We start from the raw sequence: 22,752 nt of genomic DNA on the forward strand, positions 1-22,752 counted from the left end.
AAATGGCAAACTATATAAGAACACACTACCTCTATGATGAAGAAGGTGCCAGATCATATGTGGAAGATGTTGTTGGAAATGATAACTATTATACAAAAGGAAATAGAGTGGTTAATATAGCCATCCTAAGAGACTTCAATAAACTTGTCTATACATATCCCAAGTATGACTACTATGGATATAAGGGACAAGGCGATTATCAGAAAGATGAAAAGGGAGAGTGGCACTATAAGATTTTGGGTTACCTATACAATGATGAAACAGAAGTGACCAATCCCCATTTTCCAAACACAGCAGGGACAACACCCTTCTTTTCAACATATAGGAATAAGAACTGGATTGAGACCAAAGGGGCAAGCAAAACTTGGTTGGTTGATGATTCCTTAGCAAAACACATGCTAGCTTATAAAAAAATATATGCCCAAGATGGTGGGGGCTATGTACCAGGCAGTATCAATATTAAAGATGATGTACTCGGTGGAAAATCGGTGGATGAAGCAAAAGAATACGCCATCTACCAGACACCATCCACCCTTAAAATGACGGGGTCTGTGAGACTGTGGCATAGGCTATCATCAGGGAATGAATATTACAGGACACTGGACGTTGCTCCAGTGCCTTTTTCCTTACCACAGCTTGAAATATCCGTGGAAAAGCCCCTTTATGAATTTGGACAAGAAGAAATGACCAAGAATGTAAAGGTGACAGCGGAAGTCTATTTTGATGATTTTGATATGCTTGATGGATGGGATATAAGAAAATATATTGACCATGCTCTTATAGAAGTCAACGGGGAAAAGCAAGAAGTATATTTTGAAGACGGAAAACTCAAAGCTGATTTTGTATTTGAAGAAAAGCGCACCAACTTTAAAAGTGGTGAGGTTGACACTGTAACTTATAATGGTCGTGCCAAAGTTGTCGCACAGGAACTCTTTAAAGATGAATTCACTTGTCTTGGTGAAGCCTCAACCAATATTCTTGTCAATACAGGAGAGGTCGAACCCTACTTCGTCATTAAAAACAATGGCGTGGACGTAACAGACGATGTGATTGAGTATATAGACTGGCAGGACGTAAACCTGACCTTAGAGCCAAATAATAAGGTCAGCAAGCCAAATCAAATCACAAACGTATTATGGACAATGCAGGGCACACCAAATGCCTTTAAATATGGCAACCAAAACGTCACATACACTATGACAGAACCTAAATTAAGCACCCATGCAGACAGTAACGGCACAGCCACCTTCACAATGAAAATTTTCACACTATACAAATTTGATTATGGTGGACTAAATGGTATAACTGAATACACAGTGCCACATACTGTGACATTTAAAAAGATTGATGAAGATGAAGAAGACCCAACATTGCCACAAACAAAAGAACCAGTGGCAAAATTACGTGCACCAAGCAAGGTGCGAATGGGTGACAGGTTTACCCTAAGTGGTACAGGGTCTTATGATCCAGACGGTGAAATTGTTGACTATGACTTTAAACTCCAAGCCATCAGAGAAATTGAGTGGCTTAACGATGAAAAATCAAAGGTGAAAGCCACAGTCATGTCAAAGTCAGATAATGACATAAAGCTTGTTGTTACAGATGATGATGGTCTGGAAGATACCACAAGTGACGATATTGAAATCCTCCCACCGATTGAAGCGAGAATGCGAGTGGATGGTCTAAAAAAGGTGAATCGTAAAGTCACTCTAAATGCCAGTGAGTCTATTGATGCCTATTACTTCCCTATAGATGATTACAAATGGACGATCACGCCCCTTGATGGGCAGTCGAATACAGTTAATTACGGCACGAGTGATACTGCAAATATCAATTATGAAACAAACAACAAGGGTGAAAGGGTCAATGTCCTAATCAAAGAACCTGGGGCTTATCAAGTTAAGCTAAATATTCATGCCCAGTGTACCCTTGAAGGAGACGAAGATTATGAAGCCAGTGATAGCTTATCATTCCCTATAATGATCCAACCCGATCTGAAACCAAGAGCAGGACTTACAGTTATATCCCTTGCCCTTCGTGACAAGATGGATGATCTAAATGCAAGCATTGAAATGCTAGACACATCATATTCAGAAGACGGAGATCAAACAAGAGTCAAGCAGTGGTATGCTCGTCATGACTCTGACAATGATGGGGATAGAACAGATGAAACATGGACGCCAATAGGCACAGCAAAAGTCCACGAACTCTATAAGACCAAAAAACTGGGTGATTATGATTTCTACCATGAAGTGGTGGAGGTTATTCCAGAGGAAGATACCATATCAAAATTTCTAGCAGAAAGTGACTACTTAACAGATAATTCCCTTGATCAAGTCTATCAGGAAAAATACTGTCATGTGGATAATGTGGCACCTATTATTTCAACAACAGCAGAACTGGAAAAAGAAATAGACCTTCTAGTTATTACTGATGAAGATGGGGAAAATTACACAAACCTACTTGCAGAGGTCAACAAGCTGACCAAAGAAATGTATGAGCGCAAGATTGGTGTGAATCATGAGATTGTAAATCTGATTGATGCTCAAAAGAATACGATTGGTCTTAAAAAAGAACAAACGTATAACTGGGCGAGAAATTGGTACTTGAACTTTGACTGGGCTTTTTTTAGAGAGTATGACTATAGCCCACACTATGGCCAATCGGAAGACGAAATAATAAGACCTTATAGTTTCAAAACCAAAGGCGGTGTTGTTGAAACAAAGCAAGGCACTGTAGATGAAATGCTTAAATTTCCAAGATATCCTGATGCTTATGGAGAATTTCAAGGGACGCCATATGTTTCTTCTGATGATGAAGATTATGTTCTCAGAAATTTAGATGTGAATATATATAATGAACCATATGATTTTTGGGGAAGTTATGATTTTAAATTGCATGGATGGTATTCAAACTATCTTAGATTAGCCCACCCATATGATGCGCATGATTATTGGTATTATTCTAATGATCCGTGGGCATACAATTTTACTGGTTGGTCTTCTTGGAGCGACCTTGAAGATTCATCTAAATTTCCAGATTTACTATATCCAAAAAATATGGATATTCTTATTGATAGTGGTTGGTCACAAAGTAGTTTTGTAAGTGAGACAGATAAAGCTTTTGAAGTGCCTTTTGTAGAGTCATATATTGATAAATACAAGGATTCGGAAAACGATAAACACCTAATTTTAGCATTTGCAGATGGTCGAAATTTACACCTACCAAAAAGCTTAAAAGCACTGATTGAAAGTTATGGTTTTAAAGTCTATATGAGTATGGATGAATTTTGGGGTGAGTTTTCTCCAAATCCCCCTAAAGCTGTTGATATTGCTTTTCAAGATAAAGGACTCTATGCCAAGACTAAGTACAATAATCAACTTGTCAATCACGCTAATGCACAAACTGATAAATTGTATTACAGATACCAAAAGCGTGAAGATGAATACGTGGATTATGAACATTCAGCATTAGATGATATGTCCGTTGTCGAACCTCAAACAGAGGGTGTACAGAAACTAATTAGTATCCCTTACTACATTCAATTAAATTATAAATTTGTAGGAAATGATAGAGATAAGTCAGGATATGTTTACAAATATCCCGATGGAGACACAGAAAGCTTTGATACTCGATACAAATGGGTTGATGCAGGTAATATATTCGACAAGCTTGTAAACTCTAAATATACTTCATTTGAAATAGGGACAACGTTCAATATGGATTCTGGCAAATCACTGGACGTTGAAAAGGTCTGGTCTGGTGGGTCTCAAACAAGCTTTATAGCAGAGTCAGGTGGAGACTATTATTTTGTTTTTAATGACGTTAATAACAATGACAATAATATTCATCAAAGTTACGAAAAAATAGATATATCAGGAATTAAAAAGGTCTATAAGTTTCAAGAAAGGACACCTGTAAACGGTTATTATTTTAGTGTAGATGTATCCGATGAAGATGCTAACATAGAATGGTATCATCATAATAAGACCAAGGATATATTTATCATAGAGGATACAAATGGTGGTTATATGGCGTGTTGGATGGATTATACTTACTCTCTATATAAAGGGTACAGAGGCCAACGTATGCGTTCAGACTTTAAATATCTAAAATTTGAGAATGAAGATCAAATTGCATTTGATACTGCTGATTATTCTATAAAAGAATCAGATTTAGATATGGAAAATGTCTATATAAATTCGACAGTAGGAAAAATATATCAGTTTCTACCTGATCGAAAATGGAGTATAAACATACCTGATATGCCTATTCGAAATGGTTGGGGAAATTATTATATAGGTGTTCAATGCCAGAGAGCACTTCGTGAATTTCCTAATGATAGACTTGATGATTACAGAACATCATGGATGGTTGTTGATGAAAATGGAGACTTATACCTCGATGGTAAAAAAGAAGTATCAAATGCCCTTGTTCCTGCACTGGATATAAATGAAACGCAGTACAGGTATGCATATGTGGGTACAGATGGCAAAGTTTACGGAAGGGGCACATCCAACAATGGTCAATTTGGGCACTTTGGAACAAACGATACCTACAAGGAAGTTTTCAACTCTCCTTATACACTTAACGCGGAATACTCATTGAAAGACTATGCAAGCCCCTACGACATATCATCACAATCCCCCGACTACATGATGGTCGGTCGTGGTGCTTATTCAGACATTACAGCCAAACTCCTAGAAGAATACGCTGACTATGAAGATACAGAAACAGTATTCATACAAGTTGGCGACACCATAGACATTGGAGGCTTTGTCCTTGACTATGAAGGGGACTCAATTTACGAAAAACGTATAGATGTGAGCCACGACAACACATACTTTGATAATGCAGATACAGCTTGGATACCGCCTGCTGATTTTGATGAACCTGTCAGAGTGGACGTACCAGGGCGAATGGAAATTCGGTTAAGAGCACAAGATAACCCTGTGGGAAATGATGAAAGATTCGCAGAATATAGGTACTGGAACAAGGACAAGACAAGTATTGAAGTGATTGCTCATAGACCGCCTATCGCTAAACTAGGTTACGCCCTAGTTCCGCAAGGGGACGGGACCTTTAACTTCTCTGGTACAGACAATGGCTCATACGACCTTGACCATAGTCAGTCTAGGGCGGACAAGGGAATTGTCGATAGACAGTTTTACTACAGAAAAGAACTTGATCCGACGTGGACAGAGTTTAACGGCACACTCCCTATTGAAAATGGGGTTAAGTATCAATTTGCCCTTAAGGTCAAAGACCTTGAAGGGGCTTGGTCTGACTATGACACAGTAGACATAAAAATAAACGGTGAGCCATTTGTTTTAAATGCATCTCTAGATCCATCCTATCCAGTGGGGGTGCCTGCTGGTGAAGACGTTAAAATTACGGCCTCTGTCTTTACACACAAGGCCATCGATAAGGTCAGTGCAGTCATTAGTGATCCACAAACAGGCACCATCCTAGGACAAGTGGACCTAAATCAGGTCTCAGTGAATGGGATGGAAAGAAGCTATGAAAAAACATATGGACTGCCATCGACACTAAAGGATAAAGACCATTACAATGTTAAGGTGACAGCCAGACCAAGTGACGGATCACCAGAAAAAGAAGTGGTCTTAAGACTCAATGTTTTGACCCCAATAAATCTAACGGGTGAAATCAATCCATATACGATAAAAAAGGGGAGGACAGGCATCATAACGGCAAGCACAAGTCAGTATGCCAGCCAGTGTCAGGTCGACCTATTTTCTAATACTGGCACACCGGTAAGCATAGACCTGCAAGCGGATGGACAAGATTCAAATGGCAATAAAAAATGGAAGGGGCAATATATTTTTAATGAAAACCATCCAGAAGGCATTTATGAAGCCAAATTCATAGCACAGACAGATAACGGAAACAGGGAAGAGACCATAGATACATTTAAGTTCATCCCAAACCAAGCCCCAACAGTAACCTACCTATCAAAAACACCAAACTTCATCTACGAAGGGGATGACGTACGTCTAACATTCAGATTGAGCGATCCAGACGGAGACCCCCTAGACGTTCTCTTTGAGTATGCCAAGGAAATGGATGGTGAAAGTGGTGGACAAATAAACTGGCAGGTTTTACATTCTAAGTCAGATGTGTCATTAACACAGGGATCAGGTGGAGGATCAAAAGACTATACAGTGGATTTAAATTCTGTAGACAAAGCAAGTTACCATATACGAGCCATAGTCACAGACCCCCTAGGAGAAAGTGGACAGACCCAGACAAGCCTCTCTGCAGAAGAACTTTCTGTAAGCGGTCAAGTTCATCATGTGGATAAATGGAACGAAAATCGCATGGCCTACAACAAGTCAAAGTCAGGGAATGACAACACCCCAAGACCCTATGACATGTTCTGGTCGGGTGAGCAATTTGACCTTGAAGCGGTCACAACAGAGCTGGCGGATGGGGCGACCACCACATGTGAGTCAGTCCGGGTTGAAATTTTAAATAAAGGTCAGTCAACAGGCCTGAGCTCGGGAACAAATGCATGGACATGGCAGGGGGAACTCTGGGACGAAGTCATGATGGACTGGCCAGACGGTGTCATAACCTTCCGCTTTACAGCCAGCTTCAGCAATGGCATCAAGAAGACATATGATGTGGATGTGATTCTTGATAACAGAGAGTCTTACTGGCAGATTCATAGGTTGTTCTAGTCGTCATATACCTTGCCCAATACTATTTAGAGGGCGAAGTCCTGATTTAACTTAGTATTGTTGGATACCACTGCTATAAAACTCAATCTGATGACATGAATCAATATATTATAAATCTAGAGTAGAGCCTTCTAATAAAAAAACTTAATAGAAAAACTTAGATTAAAACCATCTAAATTAAAAACCGCTTAAGGAAGAGTTACATACTAGTCCCTAAGCGGTTTTACTTGTACTATAAAGTTTATTGCTTTAAATTTGTAAAATAAATGAGTATATGGTCACCAATCAAACTTCAGTTGATCAAAGCCTACTGCTCCATCGGCATAGTTTCGTCGCCGCCCCACTCGTAGATAGAACCTTCATAGTTTTTCACATTCTCATAGCCACCGGCTCTGAGGATCATGGTTGCATAACCAGATCGAATGCCCATCGTTCAGTAGAGGGTGAAATCATCTGTTTTAGACACATCGAATGCGCCTAAAATAGCATCAATTTCTTCAACAGATTTCAGTGTGCCATTTTCATTTAAGAACTCAGTCCAAAGAATATGCTCAGCGCCCTTAATATGGCCACCGCGTGGCTCGCCAGCGTTTTGAGAGCCTTTAAACTCTTTTTCTGTTCTTACGTCGATAAGAAGCTCAGTGCCTAAATTGTTAAAAATCTCATCTTTCGAGGCTCTGAAACTTTCATCGTAATCCTTTAAAGTGACACCAGCACTTGGTGTAGGTGCTGAAACTTCGTCACTTGTCAGTTCGTATCCAACTTCTTCCCAGTATGTTGTACCACCGAGTAGAATTTTAACGTTTTCAAGACCGGCCAAGCGGAGCTGCCATGCCCCTCTACCATCAGCGCCAGGGCCTTTGAAAACATTGGAATAAAGAACAACCGTTTTGTCATTATCGATGCCAAGATTAACTAAAGTCTTTTCAAGGTCATCCTTTGATTTGATTGTGCCCCAACCCGCGTCGCCCGGCTTACCAATTTTGTCTGAAAAGGCATGTAGACCAATGCCGATGGCACCGTCAATGTGACCTTTTGCATATAAGTCGGGTTTGTTGCAGTCAAGTAAAACCAGATCCTCAGATCCAAGCATGTCGTTTAGATCTTGTGGTGTGATGAAGTAGTCGCCGTGTGGATAGACCGATAGATCAAATTCATCCACTGTGGATGGATCAACTGCTGGTTTACTTTGACATCCTGTAAATACAAGCATTGTCATCAGCAGAAGGATCAGGGCGACTTGTTGCTTTTTTAGATTTAGAATCATATTCTCCCTTTAATTCCTTTCTTACTAAAATATTTTATCTGCCACTTGCTTTCGACAGATTGAGATCGTCTTGCTTACTATTTTCTTTCCTCTTGTTTCGATCAGTCCAAACTTTCTTAAAGAGCATGATCATGGCGCTTAATGCAAATAAGACGAGTAGCCCCATAACAACTGTACGAGTTGTGCCTGTCAGCATGCTTCCAATATATGAGTATATGATCGTTGCAGGAAGTTGGCCGATGCCAGTGGCAATGAAAAAGCTCCAAAAGCTCATTGACGTTAAGCCGGCTGCATAGCTGACAATGTCAAAGGAAACAAACGGTAAGAGCCGAGCAATAAGAATGGCATAATTACCATATTGATCAAAGAAGTCGTCAATACTTTCCAGTGCATATTTGCTCGTAAGCTTCTCAACAACATCTCTACCAAAGAAGCGTGCAATGTAGAAACAGAGTGCAGCACCTGCCATGGCACTTGTCCATGAGAGTGCGGCTCCTTTTACCCAACCGAAAAGACCTGCATTGGCAAATGTGATGATAAATGCCGGTAGCGGTGCGGCGATGGATTGTAAAATCATGAGAAGAAATGAAACAATCGGAGCCCAAATTCCAAACCCAAGTATGTAGCCTCTTGCTAAATCCACATCAACATTTTGTAAAATGAAAATGGCTTGATTGACGTTCACTCGAATCGCTGGAATAAAGAAGTAAAGTGCAGCGATCAGAAGAACAACAGAAATTTTTATTAGAAGTCCTTTAGTTTTTTTCAAGTGATTTTCCCCCTTTCAAATGTCTAAATTATAGGCTTGCAGAATTACACAATTTAAGCCGTCACTATACCATGCCTAGACCTGTGAAGATTCATTCTAGATATGGTGTAGTAACGGCAATCGAATGGTATTTTGCATGTCGCTCAAGTAAGTCTATCACATAGAGAATGTCTTTGTTTATTCAAAAAAGCTATACTTCAAACTTAAGTATTTAAAATTTGAATGTAAATACTGGAAGGTTCTACTGTATATTGAACAGTGAGTACAATTTCAAATGGTGGCAGACTATAAGAATGTAAATGCTAGAAAGTTTTTATAGTGAATATGATTTTTGTGTTCCGATAGTTTGAAATGACCGCTGTAGAAATTAAAAGTGAGATTAAAAGTGAAATTAAAAGTGAGATTATGAGAGAAATCACGAGAAAAATTACAAGAGAAGATAATCGCTCAGTTGATTCAAAGTGGGGCAAATGAAATGAAAAAACAAAAGTTAAAAAAATACATACTCTTGATGCTTGTTGGCCTGGTTATTATATTATGTTCACAACATCTAAAATATATTACTCCAACGGTGGTCAGAGATTTTCTGGTTAAGTTTGGGCCGTTGGCTCCCATCGTTTACATAGTTCTATTCACCTTTGTTCCTCTTACGCTTTTTCCTGATGCGGTTCTTGCGATTGCAGCTGGCCTTGTATTTGGCATTGTGCCGGGGGCAGTTTACACAATGATCGGTGCGGCCTCGGGGGGGACGCTTGCATTTTTGATCACTCGAAATATAGGACATGAAGCTGTGCTTAAAAAGCTTGAGTCCCATAGTAAAATAAGCCACATGATAGAAGAAAAAGGGTTTCTAATTGTTCTTATTATGCGCCTTATACCTCTCATTCCTTTTGATGTGATAAGTTATGCGGCAGGGGCAACCAACATAAAGTATAAAGATTATATGCTTGCAACCTTACTAGGGATTATTCCAGGTGTGACCATATTGGTCACAATGGGAGATGGACTTGCATCACCAGACCAGCCCAAGCTTTATATGGCTATTTGCGCTTTTATAGTTCTGCTGGTTTTAGCGAAAAAAGGACATAAAAGATTGTTTTCTGAAAAGGGCATTCAAGTGAGTGATGAAGTATAATTCCTACAAATGATAGAATAATAAACCTCTCTTCATACAAACAGATACTGAGTAAAATCTGCTTGTATGAAGAGAGGTTTTTGAATGTGTTCACAAATGGTGTTTTGTCATAAACAATGTATCTATAAAATTTTTGTTGCAGGAAGATCAGGGACATCTAATGACAAGATATGTTCATGCTCCCGTCGAGCCAGATAAAAGGCACTAAAGCTTATAAAAAGACACACTGGTATAAGGTTAAAAGTCGCCTGAACCCCTATAAGGTCATTCAAATATCCAAAAATAAGATTTGTCATAAAAATTCCTGTAGATGTTGCTATAGCAGAAATTCCAATAAAGTATGAACTGTCTCGTCCGTAGGTATCATTGACTATGGTAATGGTTGTCGGATAAATAATTGAGAAGAAAATACCTGATAAGCCAATGGCATAAAGGAAGACGCCTCCAAAAATTTGCCCTGTAAGGATAGAAACCGCTGCCAGGCTTGCACAGGCTAGTATGCCATTAAATCGGCTGATTCTATGAAATACAAGGCCTCCAAAAAGTCGACCAACTGTAAAGACTCCATAAAAGAGGGTTGAGTAATAAGACGCTTTAGAAGGTGTATAGCCATAGCCCTCTTGAAAAAAATTAACGATCCATGTGCCCACTAAAAACTCTGCTGTGACGTAGAACATCAGAGCCGTTAAAAGTGCAAAGCTGAGTTTTTTATGAATGAGCTTGCTCCTATGGTTCTTGTGGTCATCGGAAGGTTCTCCGGGTGAAAACCAGACTAAACATGCACTGATAAGAAAAATGAAAATGGCACTTGTGAAAAGTGTCCGCCAATCGTAGCCCATGGTCAGGTACCAACCAAGGAATTTCTGGTAAACAGTCGATCCAAAGCCGAATATGCCATGACCGAAGTTCATTATTATGGCAGGGGCTAAAATTGTAACCATAGGAAGCATGCTATTGAGTCCTATAACAAGCATGGCTGTTCCACTGGCCATGCCACAGTAGCCTGCGAGTAGTATTAGCCAGGACTTTGCACTGACAACCACACCAATAGAGGCTGCAATAAGGATATAGCCTGTTGCAATAATACGCTTGGGTCCAAATCGAAGACAGTATTTGCCGGCTAAAAAGGCAAAAGCCATGGATGAAGCCTGAGCCACACTAATGATCATTCCCATATTTGTATTGTCAATACCAAACTCAGCCTTGAATGTCGGCACAAAAAAGCCTCTAAAACTTGCACTGAGTGCGGCCAACATCATGCCCACAAAACACATGAAAAATATATAATATTGGTGGGACTTCTTCATAATTCACCACTCATTTCTAAACAAATAAACATCTCTAATTGAGTAAATTAGATTTATATTGTATGCATAAAGGATATATTTGCTTCCAGTAGATTATAAATCACAATAGGGGAAAAGAAAACATCAAATGGTAAATCAAATATAAATAAAAGCCATTTGCTAGATTAAGCAAATGGCTCATGGTATTCAGGTTGGTTGAATTATTTCTGTGCCTCTTCAAATTTTTCAAAGATTTCTAGATTTTCTGGGAAGCGTCCCAATTCTTTTTTTGAAAAGACCAAATTATCATTAACGACCACTTCAAAAACCCCGCCTGAAGACGGAATAAGCGTCACTTGGCCAACGTCATTTTTATAATTTCTCAGCAGAGCCTCTGCCAGAGCTGTTGCCTTAGCCACATAGCCTCACGACGTACAATACTCAATAGATAGTTTTGGTTTCATTACATATCTCCCTTCAATAAAGGTCTTTCAATAAAAGACATTCAACAGAATTCATTCATGTATAAGCCATTCATGTAGAAGCCTTTATTATGAATCTCGAGATAGATCAATCATCAAATTTAATGAGAAATGACCTATGCCTAATTTTTTTCAGTAATACTATACTATTTATATCCTATTCTAGTCGACGTAATCATAGGGCTTTTTTATTACGATTATAAAAGATTTAGACTAAGCTTGGTGTATGGCTTGTCTGCTCTTATCAAATGTCTCTTGCGAGTCTACGCGTCTTGGTGGTAACAAAAGGGGAAGGATGACAAAACCAATCAGTGCAGGTGTAACCCATCCAAAACCACTTTGTGAAAGAGGCATAGCACTTATGAGATTTTGTACCCAATCAATTCTAAAACCAGCGGTAGCAAGACCATCAAACAGGCTTACAGCAAAAGTGCCAATAACAGCCCCTGTAAAGGCTAAATCGCTTTTAATAAAATTGCTCAGTAAGTTTAAAACAATAAGGACAATTGTGACTGGATACATTGCTACCAGAAGCGGTGATGCAAGATTCACAATCATGTCCACACCAAAATTCGATATTAGGCCACATAAGATAACAGTCAAAGTCACAATGGTCTTATAGGACACATTTTTATTGCTTAAGTCGGTGAAATACTCACCAATGGTGGCTGTGAGACCAATTGATGTTGTAAGGCAGGCAAACGACACACAAAGCCCCAATATAACCTTACCCGTGTCTCCAAGTATTGCTTCCACAATTGACACAGTCAGACTTGTTTTGCTTAGAGTGCCTGTAAAAATTGTGGTTCCTGTGGCGCCTAAGTACAGTAGGCCGCCGTATACCAGTAAGAGACCTAGACCGGCAATTATAACAGAACGAAGAGTCATAGACATTTGTTCTCTTTTAGACTTGTAGCCCTTTTCTAAAAGCGAAGCAATGACAATGCCTCCTAAAATGGTTGACCCCATGGCATCCATTGTTTGATAGCCACCATAGAAACCGTAACGAAAAGGTGATTTAAGGCTTGTTTCAGTAATAATCCCCATAGGTTCAGTGACGCCCTTGAAGATGATAATACCAAGCATAACCAGGAGCACAGGGGTTAGAATTTTACCAATTCGATCAATAATACCAGTTGGATTAATCGTCAATAGCCATGTGATGACAAAAAATATAGTAGCGCTTAAAATGGGTGAAACGCTAGAAATATTTGGAGCGATGCCCATTTCATAAGTCGTTGCCGCCGTACGGCTAACAGCCACAAGACCTAGAGACGTGATGACGACTGTACTATAAATTTTACTGATTGTATTTCCAGTTCTTGAACTGAAGGATAAGAGCGTTCCGCCCGCCGACATAACAGCCATAATGCCAAGTAAGGGTAAAAGTATACCTGTTATGCCGAAGCCCGTTAGAGCTTTTGTCCACTGTGTACCAGAAGTAAGTCCAACAGACGTGGGAAATATAAGATTCCCTGCGCCGAAGAACATAGCAAAAAGTGCAAGGCCAAGGATGATGCTGTCTTTAAATGATTTTGTCATGAGTTCACTCCTTTATATTATGGAATAATATGCCTATAAGTGCTGAAACAACTAAAGTATAGTTATATCCTACTTTAAAGGTAGAGAATGTTTCAATAGAGTTAATATAATGTTGATATATCAGGTGAATCATATCGGAAAGTTTACAATTACTGAAAACCACGCTGTGATAACGTTTTCAATATATCACTAAAAAAGTATATTAAGAAAATGTTGAAAAAGGATATAGATATATGACTATTTAGAAATATAAAATGAAATACCAATCAATTCATTATAAAAAATTGAACATTCAATAAATTTGATATAAAATAAAGAAAACAGGAGAGGGGTGAGCGACATGAACAGTCGGATGATACGAATGAATACGAGTAAAGCGGTGATGTTATTTTAAAAGGAACTCGTATTCGGAGGTAATTATAATGATGAAACTTAGAAATCTTGTGGATGATAGAGCGACTGCAAAAACCATTTTAGATATGTGGACTTTCCATGATATTGATTATGATGTAATGGATGAGTATAGACGTTCGGCAACAGCAATTTACCCCTTTATCGATGATGGAAATGTGTACATACTTAGATTTTCTCCAGAAGATGAAAAGTCAAAATCCTTTATTGAATCAGAGCTAGACTACATCAGTTATTTAAGATCAGCGGGCATTAATGTCCCCAAAATAGTAACATCTCGTCAGGGGAATACTCTTGAAACAGTGGTCATTGATGATGTTAAGTATTATGCCAATGTGTTTGAGCGTGTGAGGGGGCAAAGGGTGGATCGTATTGCCCTTGATCATTCCCATTATTTTAAATTGGGGCAGAGTTTAGGGAAACTTCATTTGGCAAGTGAAAAATATAGGCCATCTGAAGGGAAAAGGATCCGTCCAGACTATAAAGACAAGCTCAAATGGGCAAAAAATGTTTTAATAAGTCAATACCAAAACGGGCAGTCATGTCATGAGAAAGCCCTAGAGGTCATTGAAATTTTAGAGTCTAAACTAGACTATCTTCCGAAGGGACAAGAACATTTTGGTCTGATTCACTATGACTATGACCTTGATAATATATTTTATGATGATGAAAAAGAGAATGTTTGGATCATTGATTTTGATGATGCAATATACCATTGGTACTATCTTGACCTTCTTAACTTCCATGATTCACTAAAGGAAGACCTGCCACAGAAAGAGTTGGAGGACGCCATGTGCACCTTTAACGAAGGCTATGAGTCCGTAAAATCAATTGATCCATCTGTAAAGGCCTATACAGAGCTTCTAAAAAAATATTCAGAGTGTATTTCATATGCTGTTTTCGTTTATTCTACAAGCGAAATGACAAAGAACCCACCCCAATGGATGCTGGATATTAAGAAGAAACTTGATCATAAAATGACCAGCAAAAGAAAGCTATTTGTAGAATGGTTGGAATAGGCTTGAAAGGCAAGATGGAATTGAATATAATGAAATCGACAAAATGAATATCATGAATTATGGGAGCTGTTATAAACGGCTGAGAGTGAAGATGAATCTTCAGACCATCCGACCTGATCTGGATAATGCCAGCGTAGGAATCATAACAAGCATAGCATTGTAGATGCATGTGTTACGTTAATGGCACGCCTTCAGACTCTGGAGGCGTGTTTTTTATATGAATTTAAAGTGGACAAGATGTCTAGAAGCGCTAAAAATTAGGAATGAAGATAATTGTCAATGAGTATGTAATAGCTCAAGTTTGTATTTTGAATTATATTTTTCAACTAAGCAAGATCGAGCGTTTTTAGATGACAGACCTGATCAGCAAAAGACGCTTAGAAGTAGAAGAGGCAGTTAAAATAAGATTTCTAATGAGGCATATAATAACCTAAGTATGAATGGAACACAAAAGAAGAAAAAGATAACAAATAGGAAATAAAAAGGCGTATAAAAAGGGAAGTATAAATAGGAGATCAAATATGAACATAAAAGAGTCAATGAGACTTTACCTTGTAACAGACTCTGCTTGGAGCACACAAGAAACATTCTTAAGCCATGTTGAAGAAGCATTAAAGGGTGGGATAACCTGCCTTCAACTTCGAGAAAAGAACATGTCTTTTGAAGCGTTTGTGAAGCGTGCAAAAGCTGTAAAGGCACTATGCCGAAAATATAAGGTGCCATTTTTGATAAATGACAACATTGATGTGGCAAAAGAAGTGGATGCAGATGGTGTTCACATTGGACAGGGTGATACGACTGTAGACGTGGCGAGAAGAAGGCTTGGACGAGATAAGATTATCGGTGTCACATGTAAGACTGTGGATCAGGCCCTGGAGGCGGAAAAAGCAGGAGCCGATTATATTGGATCGGGTGCAGTCTTTGGCTCAACCACTAAAACAGATACCAATAGACTGGATCATAGAATTTTACGGGAGATTTGCCAGACCACATCCATTCCAGTTGTTGCTATTGGCGGTGTAAACGAAGAAAATATTTTAAGGCTCCACCGTACAGGTGTTGATGGGGTTGCAGTTGTTTCATCCATACTGGCTAGGCCAGATAAGAAACTGGCTTCAGAAAACTTACATAGACTCAGCGGAAAGATTATAGAAAATAGAATGCCCAAAGTCCTAACCATTGCAGGGTCGGATTCAAGCGGGGGTGCCGGTATACAAGCTGATTTAAAAACAATTGCGGCACATGGTTGTTATGGAATGAGTGTGATTACGGCCTTAACTGCCCAGAACACCCTCGGCGTTCAGGCCGTTGAAACATGTACCCCAGACTTTGTAAGAAGCCAAATGCAGTCTGTTTTTACAGATATCGTGCCTGATGCTGTGAAAATAGGCATGCTATCCACAAAGGCAGTGGTTGAGACCATTGCAAATGAACTGGAAAATCTTAAGTCAGAAAACCAGAATGCTGTTCAAATTGTCCTTGACCCAGTTATGATTTCAACGAGTGGAAGCAAACTGCTTGAAGATGACGCCATTGATGTCTTAAAAGAAAGGCTCCTTCCCCTAGCGAGGGTTATTACACCAAACTTAAGTGAGGCGCAGCTCCTTTCAGGTCTTACTATCAAAACAACAGAGGATATGGTAAAAGCAGCAAGGGTTATTTCAGAGAACTTTGGTGGGGATATATTAATTAAAGGCGGACATTTAGATACCCATGCCAATGACCTGCTCTACACTCAAGGGAAGATACTATGGTATGAAGGGGATAAGATTGATAATCACAACACACACGGCACTGGATGCACCCTGTCATCAGCCATAGCCACTCATTTGGCCATGGGGTATGATTTGCCAGAAAGCATAGGAAAAAGCAAGGCCTATTTGACGGGAGCCATTTGCGACCAGTTGGATTTAGGGCAAGGTAGAGGGCCGCTAAACCACATGTATAAGGGTGTCCTATAATTCACCTAGATCAAGTAGTTTTTCATAACTAACAATTAGAATAGACTGATTATCAATAATTTTTATGAGACCATTTGTTTGAAAGCCAGAAAGTTTTCGACTGATGGTCTCTCTTGTTAGGCCGATGTAGCTGGCCATTTCTTCCCTTGTCAATTTTAAAGGAATCTCAATGCCTTCTTTTGTACGCACGCCAAATTCTTCTGATAAATGAATAAGAAGCTTGGATAGCCGCGTGTCAACATCCTTTATGGTTAGGGTTTGGACCAATTCTTCTAGGGACCGAATTCTATCATAGGCTGATGCCATAATGGCTGGGATAAGTTCTGGATAGGACTCAATGAGGCCATCAAAGTCAGCTTTTGAAATCGTGCATATATGAGAATCTTCAAGGGCCACAGCGCTGAAGTCAAAAATGTCCCCCTTGAGTAGGTTTATATCACCAATAAATTCCCCTTCAGAAAGAATATATAAAATCTGTTCCTTGCCTTCTTTATTATGGCGAAAAATCTTTAAACTCCCACCGTTCACTATATAGAGTTTATGAAAGGGCTCACCTTCTGAAAAGAGGGTCTGTCCTTTTTCTATTTGAATGCGCTTTATGAGTCGTGTCACTTGTCCCAGCATCTCATTGGAAAAATTCTCAAACAAAGAAACTTTTCGAGCACAGTATTTATGATTGCAAGACACACATGTTCCTATTATTTTCATGGCTTCTCCTCCTTGTAGGCGTATAACTTATTATCGCAGTGATTTGAATCACATTCAAGACGATTAAAGTTAGATACAATGAGTTCAAAGATAAGCAGAGACACGAAAACAAGCAGTGACAGATAAGATTTGTTTGATATTTTGTAGAAATGAACTCATATAAAGGAGTAGATCAATGAAAAAAATTACTGAGAATACCCTATTAGGTGATATTGTTGCCAATTTTCCAGGCGCAGGCGATTATTTCATAAAGAGACAGATTGACTTTTGTTGTGGAGGAGACAGACCCCTGGCTGAAGGCATTAAGGAATCTGGATATGACAAGGAGACATTGCTGACAGAGATCAATGCTCTTTATAAAGAATTTATTAATGATGAGAAAAAATATGTAAACTGGGCAAAAGAAGACAAAGACAAACTAATTGATCATATTATGAAGGCTCACCATCAGTTTTTAAGAGAGGAACTCCCTGCCCTGAGTGGTCTGATTTTTAAACTGCTAGGTGTTCACGGTGAAAATCATGAAGAACTCTTTGAACTACACAAGCTATTTGCCGGCCTTAAAGCAGAACTTGAAAGTCATTTGGTCAAAGAAGAAACGTGGTTATTCCCAGCCGTTAAGAAGCTGGAAAAATGTCAAAATGAAGAAGAACGAAATGAATTGTTAAGCCTTATTGAAGTCCTTGAAGATGAGCACGATACAGCAGGCGATGCGCTTAAGAAATTAAGAGAGATCACGAATCACTACATGCCACCGGCAGATGGTTGCCCGACTTATAAAATGACTTTTGACAGACTCAGAGCCTTTGAAAAGAACATGTTCGAGCACGTACATCTAGAAAACAACGTTATGTTTAAGGAATATGCGTAAAAAGGAGGATCACATGGGATTTAAACTTACAGATCATGTCACTTGGGTAGGGAAAATTGACTGGGAACTAAAGAAGTTTCATGGAGAAGAATACTCGACAGATAGGGGGTCTTCCTATAATGCTTACTTGGTTCGTGATGAAAAAACAGTTTTAATTGATACAGTGTGGCTGCCCTATGACGACGAATTTGTTGCCAAGCTCAAAAAAGAAATAGACTTAAAGGATATTGACTATATAATTGCCAATCACTCAGAAGTTGACCATAGCGGGGCCCTGCCTGAACTACTTAGGGAAATACCAGATACACCTGTTTACTGCACGGCAAATGGAGCCAAGATGCTAAAGGCCCATTATCATGAAGACTGGAACTTTGTTGAGGTGAAAACTGGGGACAAATTAAACTTAGGGTCAAGGGAAATTATTTTTGTTGAAGCCCCTATGCTCCACTGGCCAGACAGCATGTTTTCTTATTTAACAGGGGATAACATACTCTTTAGCAACGACGCATTCGGTCAGCATTTTGCCTCAGAAATGATGTACAACAGCAAGGTAGACCAGGCAGAACTCTACCAAGAGGCTCTGAAATACTACGCAAATATATTGACGCCTTTTAGCCCGCTTGTGACTAAGAAAATAAAAGAGGTGCTAGCCTTCAATTTGCCTGTAGATATGATTGCACCAAGTCACGGTATTATTTGGAAAGATGATCCTGCACAAATCATTCATAAGTATTTAGAGTGGGCAGATAGTTATCAGGAGAATCAAATCACCCTTGTGTATGACACCATGTGGGATGCCACACGTACTATGGCACAAACCATTGCTGAGGGCATAAAATCTGTGGATCAGGATGTTGTGATTAAACGCCTTAACACAGGCAAGCTCGATAAGAATGATATTGTCTCTGAAATTTTCAAATCAAAAGCCATTCTCATGGGATCACCAACCATTAATAATGGGATTTTGTCTTCAACAGCGGCTATGATTGAAATGATCAAGGGCCTTAAGTTTAAAAACAAGAAGTTCGCATCCTTCGGAAGTTACGGATGGAGTGGAGAAGGTGTGAAAATCATAGATGAAGAACTGGAAAAAACGGATATGAATAAGGTTTTAGAGGGTCTTAAAATCAAATGGAAACCGGATGACGAGGCCAAAACAGAGTGCTATGAATTTGGGCGAGAATTTGCTAAGGCTCTACATGACTAGGTGTTTATTAGACCGGATAAATTATTAAAACATATATCAAAGCGTTCGTTCCCACTTAAAGGGAGCGGGCGCTTATTTTTTTGAATAAGAAAGAAATCATGTACAGGAGATTCTCACATAAGCGGTTATATAACATCAATGCTGATCTCTTAATTGAATGTTATCACACATACATATTGATTTTTTCAGGACCTGAAATTCTGTACATAACATGGTGGTTAATAAGATGAGCGACGGATTGAAATACAAAAAAAATTTTAAACACCCCTTGACCTTGCCCTTACGGCAAACAGTAGTCTAATACTATAAGGTTGTTTGTTGAGAAAGGAGTAGGCATGAAAACTATTTTAGAGGTGGATCATCTCAAAAAGTATTATAGGGGAAAGAAAGCGGTTGACGACATTGGTTTTCAAGTGAGCGAAGGAGAGGTATTTGGATTACTTGGGCCAAATGGAGCGGGTAAGTCAACCACAATTGAATGTATTTTGGGCATAAAAAAGGCCACAGAAGGACATGTGAGTTTGCTGGGTTTTTCAAACCCCTCACCTAGATCAAAAGGCTACACTGGGCTAATAAAAAATATTGGTGTCCAGTTCCAAAGAAGTTTCTTCCCAGACCGTATTCGCGTGGGAGAAATGTGTGAAATGATCAGTGCTCTTTATAATGATCCGCTTTGCTATGAAAGTTATTTAAAACTCTTTGGCCTGCATGACAAAATGAATCAGGATGTGTCTAAGCTTTCCGGGGGAGAACAACAGAAGCTGTCACTTATTCTGGCCATCCTCCACAAGCCAAAACTTGTTTTTTTAGATGAGTTGACGACAGGACTTGATCCTGAAGCACGCAGAGAGGTCTGGGCTGTTTTAAAGACCCTTCAAAGACAAGGGCTTACAATTGTTTTAACATCACACTATATGGATGAAGTTACGAACTTATGCGATAAGGTCATGGTTATAAAGGAAGGACAAATGATTTTTTCTGGGAGCATACAAGATGCTTTGAAGTGGACTGGAAAAGACAATATGGAAGATGCCTATTTGAGCATTGTTGGAGAGGAGGCAAAGCGTGAAACGCTTATGGATATTATATAAAACAGAAATGAAACTTGCCCTAAGAGAGTTTTCCGGCATTTTATTCGGAATTATGTTGCCTGTTGGAATTATACTCATCATGGGAACAATATTTGGGGATAAAACTGTGGAAGGTCAGACTTATACACAGCTTCAAAGGGCTATCGGCGGGGTTATTACAGTGGGACTTTGTGCAACAGGACTTATGGGGGTGCCTCTGACAATCTCGGGTTATAGGGAAAAGAAGCTGCTTAGAAGGTTTCAGGTTTCACCCACATCACCCGCCCTTCTTATGGGTGTTCAAACCCTCTCCAATTTCACAATAGCAGTCTTATCAACTGGGGTGGTCTTTCTTGTAGCAAGAATGGTCTTTGCTTATAAGATGATAGGATCACTGGGTGATTTTATTGGGGCTTATGTTATTGTAGGGGCTTCAATATACAGTCTAGGGTCCTTCATTGGCAGCGTTTCAAACTCAGTGAAAACGACAAATCTCCTATGCACCTTGGTTTACTTCCCCATGTTTTTCTTGTCGGGAGCAACAGTGCCCTATGAAATTTTACCGAGGGGTCTCCAGATGTTTTCAAGTATCATGCCTCTAACGATGGGTATAAAACTCCTAAAAGGAGTGAGCTTAGGCGAACCTATAGTGAATTTCAGGCTTGAAGTTATAATTCTTTTAGGTCTTGCTATCCTGTTCACAGTGGCGTCAATGAAGACATTTAGATATGATTATGAGTAAGGGGGTGCCTTATGTACTCAATAGGCCTATTTTCTAAAATGAACCGCATAACGACAAAAACCTTAAGACATTATGATGAAATTGGTCTTCTGAAGCCCGCCCATGTGGATGACTTTACTGGGTACAGGTACTATTCAAGTGACCAGCTCGTAAGGCTTAATCAGATTATTACCTTAAAGCAAATGGGCATTGGACTAAGTGATATTGGCAAGATCCTTGAACATCCAGAAGGTGTTGAAGTCTTACTATCTATAAAAGAAAATGACTTGCTTAAGCGTATAGAAGAGCAGAAAAAAATGCTAAAGAGTGTTCAAAATTACATGAAGCGAATAAAAGGAGAGTTGACTATGAAATATACACCAGTTGTTCGATCCCTTCCAGACGTTATTGTAGCATCCATGCGACTTATCGCTCCCGACTACGATTATTACTTTGAGATAATTCCCAAAATGGGAGACGAAATGAGAAAACAAGGCGCTGTATGTGCAGAACCGGAATACTGCTTTAATATATATCATGATGGGGAGTACAAGGAAAAGGATATTGATGTGGAAGTGTGTGAAGCGGTGGTAGACTACTGTGAGGACACTGAATTAATTAAGTTTAAAAAGATAAAGGGCTATAAGGAGGCCCTCTGTGTTCTACACAAGGGACCTTACTCAACACTGCCCGATGCCTACAACTTCGCCTTTGAATGGGTTAAAGACAACGGCTATGAAGTGGTGGGCCTACCTAGGGAAAGTTATATAGATGGAATCTGGAACAAAGACTCCGATGAAGAGTGGTTGACGGAGATTCAAATTCCAATTGGAAAATAGGAAAAGGAAGAGGCTTGTTTAAAAGCCTCTTTTTATTGCTATAATAAAACTACACAATATTAATGTATATTAAAAAGTATACGAAAGAGGTTGCTATGAATTTATACATGATCAGTCTAGGTGGTAAGGTAGAAGGCGCTAACATTGAGGTTCATGATGTTCAATTTATTGCTGCAAATGATATTGATAACTCAATAGAAACCTTGAAGAAAATGTGGTATGGTGAACCGCAATCCCTTCATATGGATAGCCACAAGCATATTAGTAGTACCAATGGTTATAGCGTGAAATTGTCTAAAGCGAAGCCCGATCAAAGTTTAAAATTGTACTTTATCTACTTAGGAAAATATGATGAAAGCAACACGCAAGAATTACACTATGTGGATTTGGTAGTCGCTAGGAATGAAAAAGATGCTAAGACAAAAGCTTTGAGACCAGATAGAGAACCATCTGGAACACATGTCGATGCGGTTGTTGATGTTGAGGCAAAACTCCATGCAGCAGATGGTGAGACGTATTACCTAATTCTTGATGCACTTGAGGCAGGACATGAGGCAAGTTTAAACCCAGTTTCAGATGTAAAACCGGACTGGAAAGGGTTTAAAAAGCTTTATTAAGATTGAATGTGACATGACAATTTTACACTATAAAAGAGAGCTAATTACAAAGTAATTAGCTCTCTTTTTTATGCTGTACTTCGTCTTACAGAAAGCATAGATAAGTAAAAAATGATAAAATTTTAACGTTTAACACGAAAAAAACG

16 protein-coding genes and 1 riboswitch are annotated in these 22,752 nt (G+C 39.2%); of the genes, 10 read left to right on the forward strand and 6 right to left on the reverse strand.

Features of this window, described 5'->3' with window-relative positions; all coding sequences use genetic code 11:
* Positions 1-2 precede the first annotated feature (2 nt).
* Positions 3-6,701 carry a hypothetical protein gene (locus tag ACQ4KW_RS02670; RefSeq protein ID WP_430884991.1) on the forward strand — a complete coding sequence of 2,233 codons (6,699 nt, stop codon included), beginning with the start codon at positions 3-5 and terminating at the stop codon, positions 6,699-6,701.
* Positions 6,702-7,134: 433 nt separating this feature from the next.
* Here ACQ4KW_RS02670 and ACQ4KW_RS02675 read toward each other — a convergent pair whose 3' ends face one another.
* Positions 7,135-7,968, reverse strand: coding sequence for a sulfurtransferase (locus tag ACQ4KW_RS02675; RefSeq protein ID WP_430884992.1), 834 nt, complete (start codon positions 7,966-7,968; stop codon positions 7,135-7,137).
* Positions 7,969-8,002: 34 nt separating this feature from the next.
* On the reverse strand, positions 8,003-8,737 hold the full coding sequence (locus ACQ4KW_RS02680) for a TVP38/TMEM64 family protein (RefSeq protein ID WP_430884993.1): 735 nt from the start codon (positions 8,735-8,737) through the stop codon (positions 8,003-8,005).
* 475 nt (positions 8,738-9,212) lie between these two features.
* On the opposite strand from ACQ4KW_RS02680, the gene ACQ4KW_RS02685 reads away from it, so the two are divergent.
* Entirely contained in the window at positions 9,213-9,872 is a 660-nt protein-coding gene (locus ACQ4KW_RS02685) for a TVP38/TMEM64 family protein (protein ID WP_430884994.1), read from the forward strand.
* Between the two features lie 122 nt (positions 9,873-9,994).
* On the opposite strand, the gene ACQ4KW_RS02690 is transcribed toward ACQ4KW_RS02685, so the two are convergent.
* The 3 genes from ACQ4KW_RS02690 to brnQ all read right to left on the reverse strand — a co-directional run bounded on the left by ACQ4KW_RS02690 (position 9,995) and on the right by brnQ (position 13,182).
* Positions 9,995-11,179 carry an MFS transporter gene (locus tag ACQ4KW_RS02690; protein ID WP_430884995.1) on the reverse strand — a complete coding sequence of 395 codons (1,185 nt, stop codon included), beginning with the start codon at positions 11,177-11,179 and terminating at the stop codon, positions 9,995-9,997.
* A gap of 200 nt (positions 11,180-11,379) precedes the next feature.
* Positions 11,380-11,622: a SelT/SelW/SelH family (seleno)protein gene (locus tag ACQ4KW_RS02695; RefSeq protein ID WP_430884996.1), complete on the reverse strand. Its 243-nt coding sequence runs from the start codon at positions 11,620-11,622 to the stop codon at positions 11,380-11,382.
* A gap of 231 nt (positions 11,623-11,853) precedes the next feature.
* Positions 11,854-13,182 (reverse strand): branched-chain amino acid transport system II carrier protein, encoded by a 1,329-nt coding sequence (gene brnQ / locus ACQ4KW_RS02700; protein WP_430884997.1) that lies wholly within the window; start codon positions 13,180-13,182, stop codon positions 11,854-11,856.
* Between the two features lie 422 nt (positions 13,183-13,604).
* On the opposite strand from brnQ, the gene ACQ4KW_RS02705 reads away from it, so the two are divergent.
* Positions 13,605-14,612 (forward strand): phosphotransferase enzyme family protein, encoded by a 1,008-nt coding sequence (locus tag ACQ4KW_RS02705; protein ID WP_430884998.1) that lies wholly within the window; start codon positions 13,605-13,607, stop codon positions 14,610-14,612.
* A gap of 49 nt (positions 14,613-14,661) precedes the next feature.
* A riboswitch (TPP riboswitch) is annotated at positions 14,662-14,770 on the forward strand.
* Between the two features lie 363 nt (positions 14,771-15,133).
* Complete coding sequence (gene thiD, locus ACQ4KW_RS02710) at positions 15,134-16,573, forward strand: bifunctional hydroxymethylpyrimidine kinase/phosphomethylpyrimidine kinase (protein WP_430884999.1); 1,440 nt, start codon at positions 15,134-15,136, stop codon at positions 16,571-16,573.
* Here thiD and ACQ4KW_RS02715 read toward each other — a convergent pair.
* Positions 16,568-17,281: a Crp/Fnr family transcriptional regulator gene (locus ACQ4KW_RS02715; protein ID WP_430885000.1), complete on the reverse strand. Its 714-nt coding sequence runs from the start codon at positions 17,279-17,281 to the stop codon at positions 16,568-16,570. The two genes, thiD and ACQ4KW_RS02715, sit on opposite strands and share 6 nt — an antisense overlap.
* Before the next feature lie 175 nt (positions 17,282-17,456).
* On the opposite strand from ACQ4KW_RS02715, the gene ric reads away from it, so the two are divergent.
* From ric to ACQ4KW_RS02745, 6 genes are all read left to right on the forward strand, one after another.
* Complete coding sequence (gene ric / locus ACQ4KW_RS02720) at positions 17,457-18,152, forward strand: iron-sulfur cluster repair di-iron protein (RefSeq protein WP_430885001.1); 696 nt, start codon at positions 17,457-17,459, stop codon at positions 18,150-18,152.
* A 13-nt stretch (positions 18,153-18,165) separates the two neighbouring features.
* Positions 18,166-19,359, forward strand: coding sequence for an anaerobic nitric oxide reductase flavorubredoxin (locus tag ACQ4KW_RS02725; protein WP_430885002.1), 1,194 nt, complete (start codon positions 18,166-18,168; stop codon positions 19,357-19,359).
* A gap of 335 nt (positions 19,360-19,694) precedes the next feature.
* Entirely contained in the window at positions 19,695-20,450 is a 756-nt protein-coding gene (locus ACQ4KW_RS02730; RefSeq protein ID WP_430885003.1) for an ABC transporter ATP-binding protein, read from the forward strand.
* Complete coding sequence (locus ACQ4KW_RS02735) at positions 20,425-21,171, forward strand: ABC transporter permease (RefSeq protein WP_430885004.1); 747 nt, start codon at positions 20,425-20,427, stop codon at positions 21,169-21,171. The genes ACQ4KW_RS02730 and ACQ4KW_RS02735 overlap by 26 nt, the downstream gene beginning before the upstream one ends.
* An 11-nt stretch (positions 21,172-21,182) precedes the next feature.
* Positions 21,183-21,989: a MerR family transcriptional regulator gene (locus tag ACQ4KW_RS02740; protein WP_430885005.1), complete on the forward strand. Its 807-nt coding sequence runs from the start codon at positions 21,183-21,185 to the stop codon at positions 21,987-21,989.
* A gap of 95 nt (positions 21,990-22,084) precedes the next feature.
* Positions 22,085-22,606, forward strand: a complete 522-nt coding sequence (locus ACQ4KW_RS02745; protein WP_430885006.1) for a DUF1543 domain-containing protein — start codon at positions 22,085-22,087, stop codon at positions 22,604-22,606.
* The last annotated feature ends 146 nt before the right edge of the window (positions 22,607-22,752 follow it).

The organism is Tianxiuia mixotrophica, assembly GCF_050596425.1.
Lineage (GTDB): Bacteria > Bacillota > Clostridia > Peptostreptococcales > Acidaminobacteraceae.

Coding starts and splice junctions, on each gene's coding strand:
- ACQ4KW_RS02670 (WP_430884991.1), top strand. CDS start 3: ATGGCAAACTATATAAGAACACACTACCTCTATGATGAAGAAGGTGCC.
- ACQ4KW_RS02675 (WP_430884992.1), bottom strand. CDS start 7,968: ATGATTCTAAATCTAAAAAAGCAACAAGTCGCCCTGATCCTTCTGCTG.
- ACQ4KW_RS02685 (WP_430884994.1), top strand. CDS start 9,213: ATGAAAAAACAAAAGTTAAAAAAATACATACTCTTGATGCTTGTTGGC.
- ACQ4KW_RS02690 (WP_430884995.1), bottom strand. CDS start 11,179: ATGAAGAAGTCCCACCAATATTATATATTTTTCATGTGTTTTGTGGGC.
- brnQ (WP_430884997.1), bottom strand. CDS start 13,182: ATGACAAAATCATTTAAAGACAGCATCATCCTTGGCCTTGCACTTTTT.
- ACQ4KW_RS02705 (WP_430884998.1), top strand. CDS start 13,605: ATGATGAAACTTAGAAATCTTGTGGATGATAGAGCGACTGCAAAAACC.
- thiD (WP_430884999.1), top strand. CDS start 15,134: ATGAACATAAAAGAGTCAATGAGACTTTACCTTGTAACAGACTCTGCT.
- ACQ4KW_RS02715 (WP_430885000.1), bottom strand. CDS start 17,281: ATGAAAATAATAGGAACATGTGTGTCTTGCAATCATAAATACTGTGCT.
- ric (WP_430885001.1), top strand. CDS start 17,457: ATGAAAAAAATTACTGAGAATACCCTATTAGGTGATATTGTTGCCAAT.
- ACQ4KW_RS02725 (WP_430885002.1), top strand. CDS start 18,166: ATGGGATTTAAACTTACAGATCATGTCACTTGGGTAGGGAAAATTGAC.
- ACQ4KW_RS02730 (WP_430885003.1), top strand. CDS start 19,695: ATGAAAACTATTTTAGAGGTGGATCATCTCAAAAAGTATTATAGGGGA.
- ACQ4KW_RS02740 (WP_430885005.1), top strand. CDS start 21,183: ATGTACTCAATAGGCCTATTTTCTAAAATGAACCGCATAACGACAAAA.
- ACQ4KW_RS02745 (WP_430885006.1), top strand. CDS start 22,085: ATGAATTTATACATGATCAGTCTAGGTGGTAAGGTAGAAGGCGCTAAC.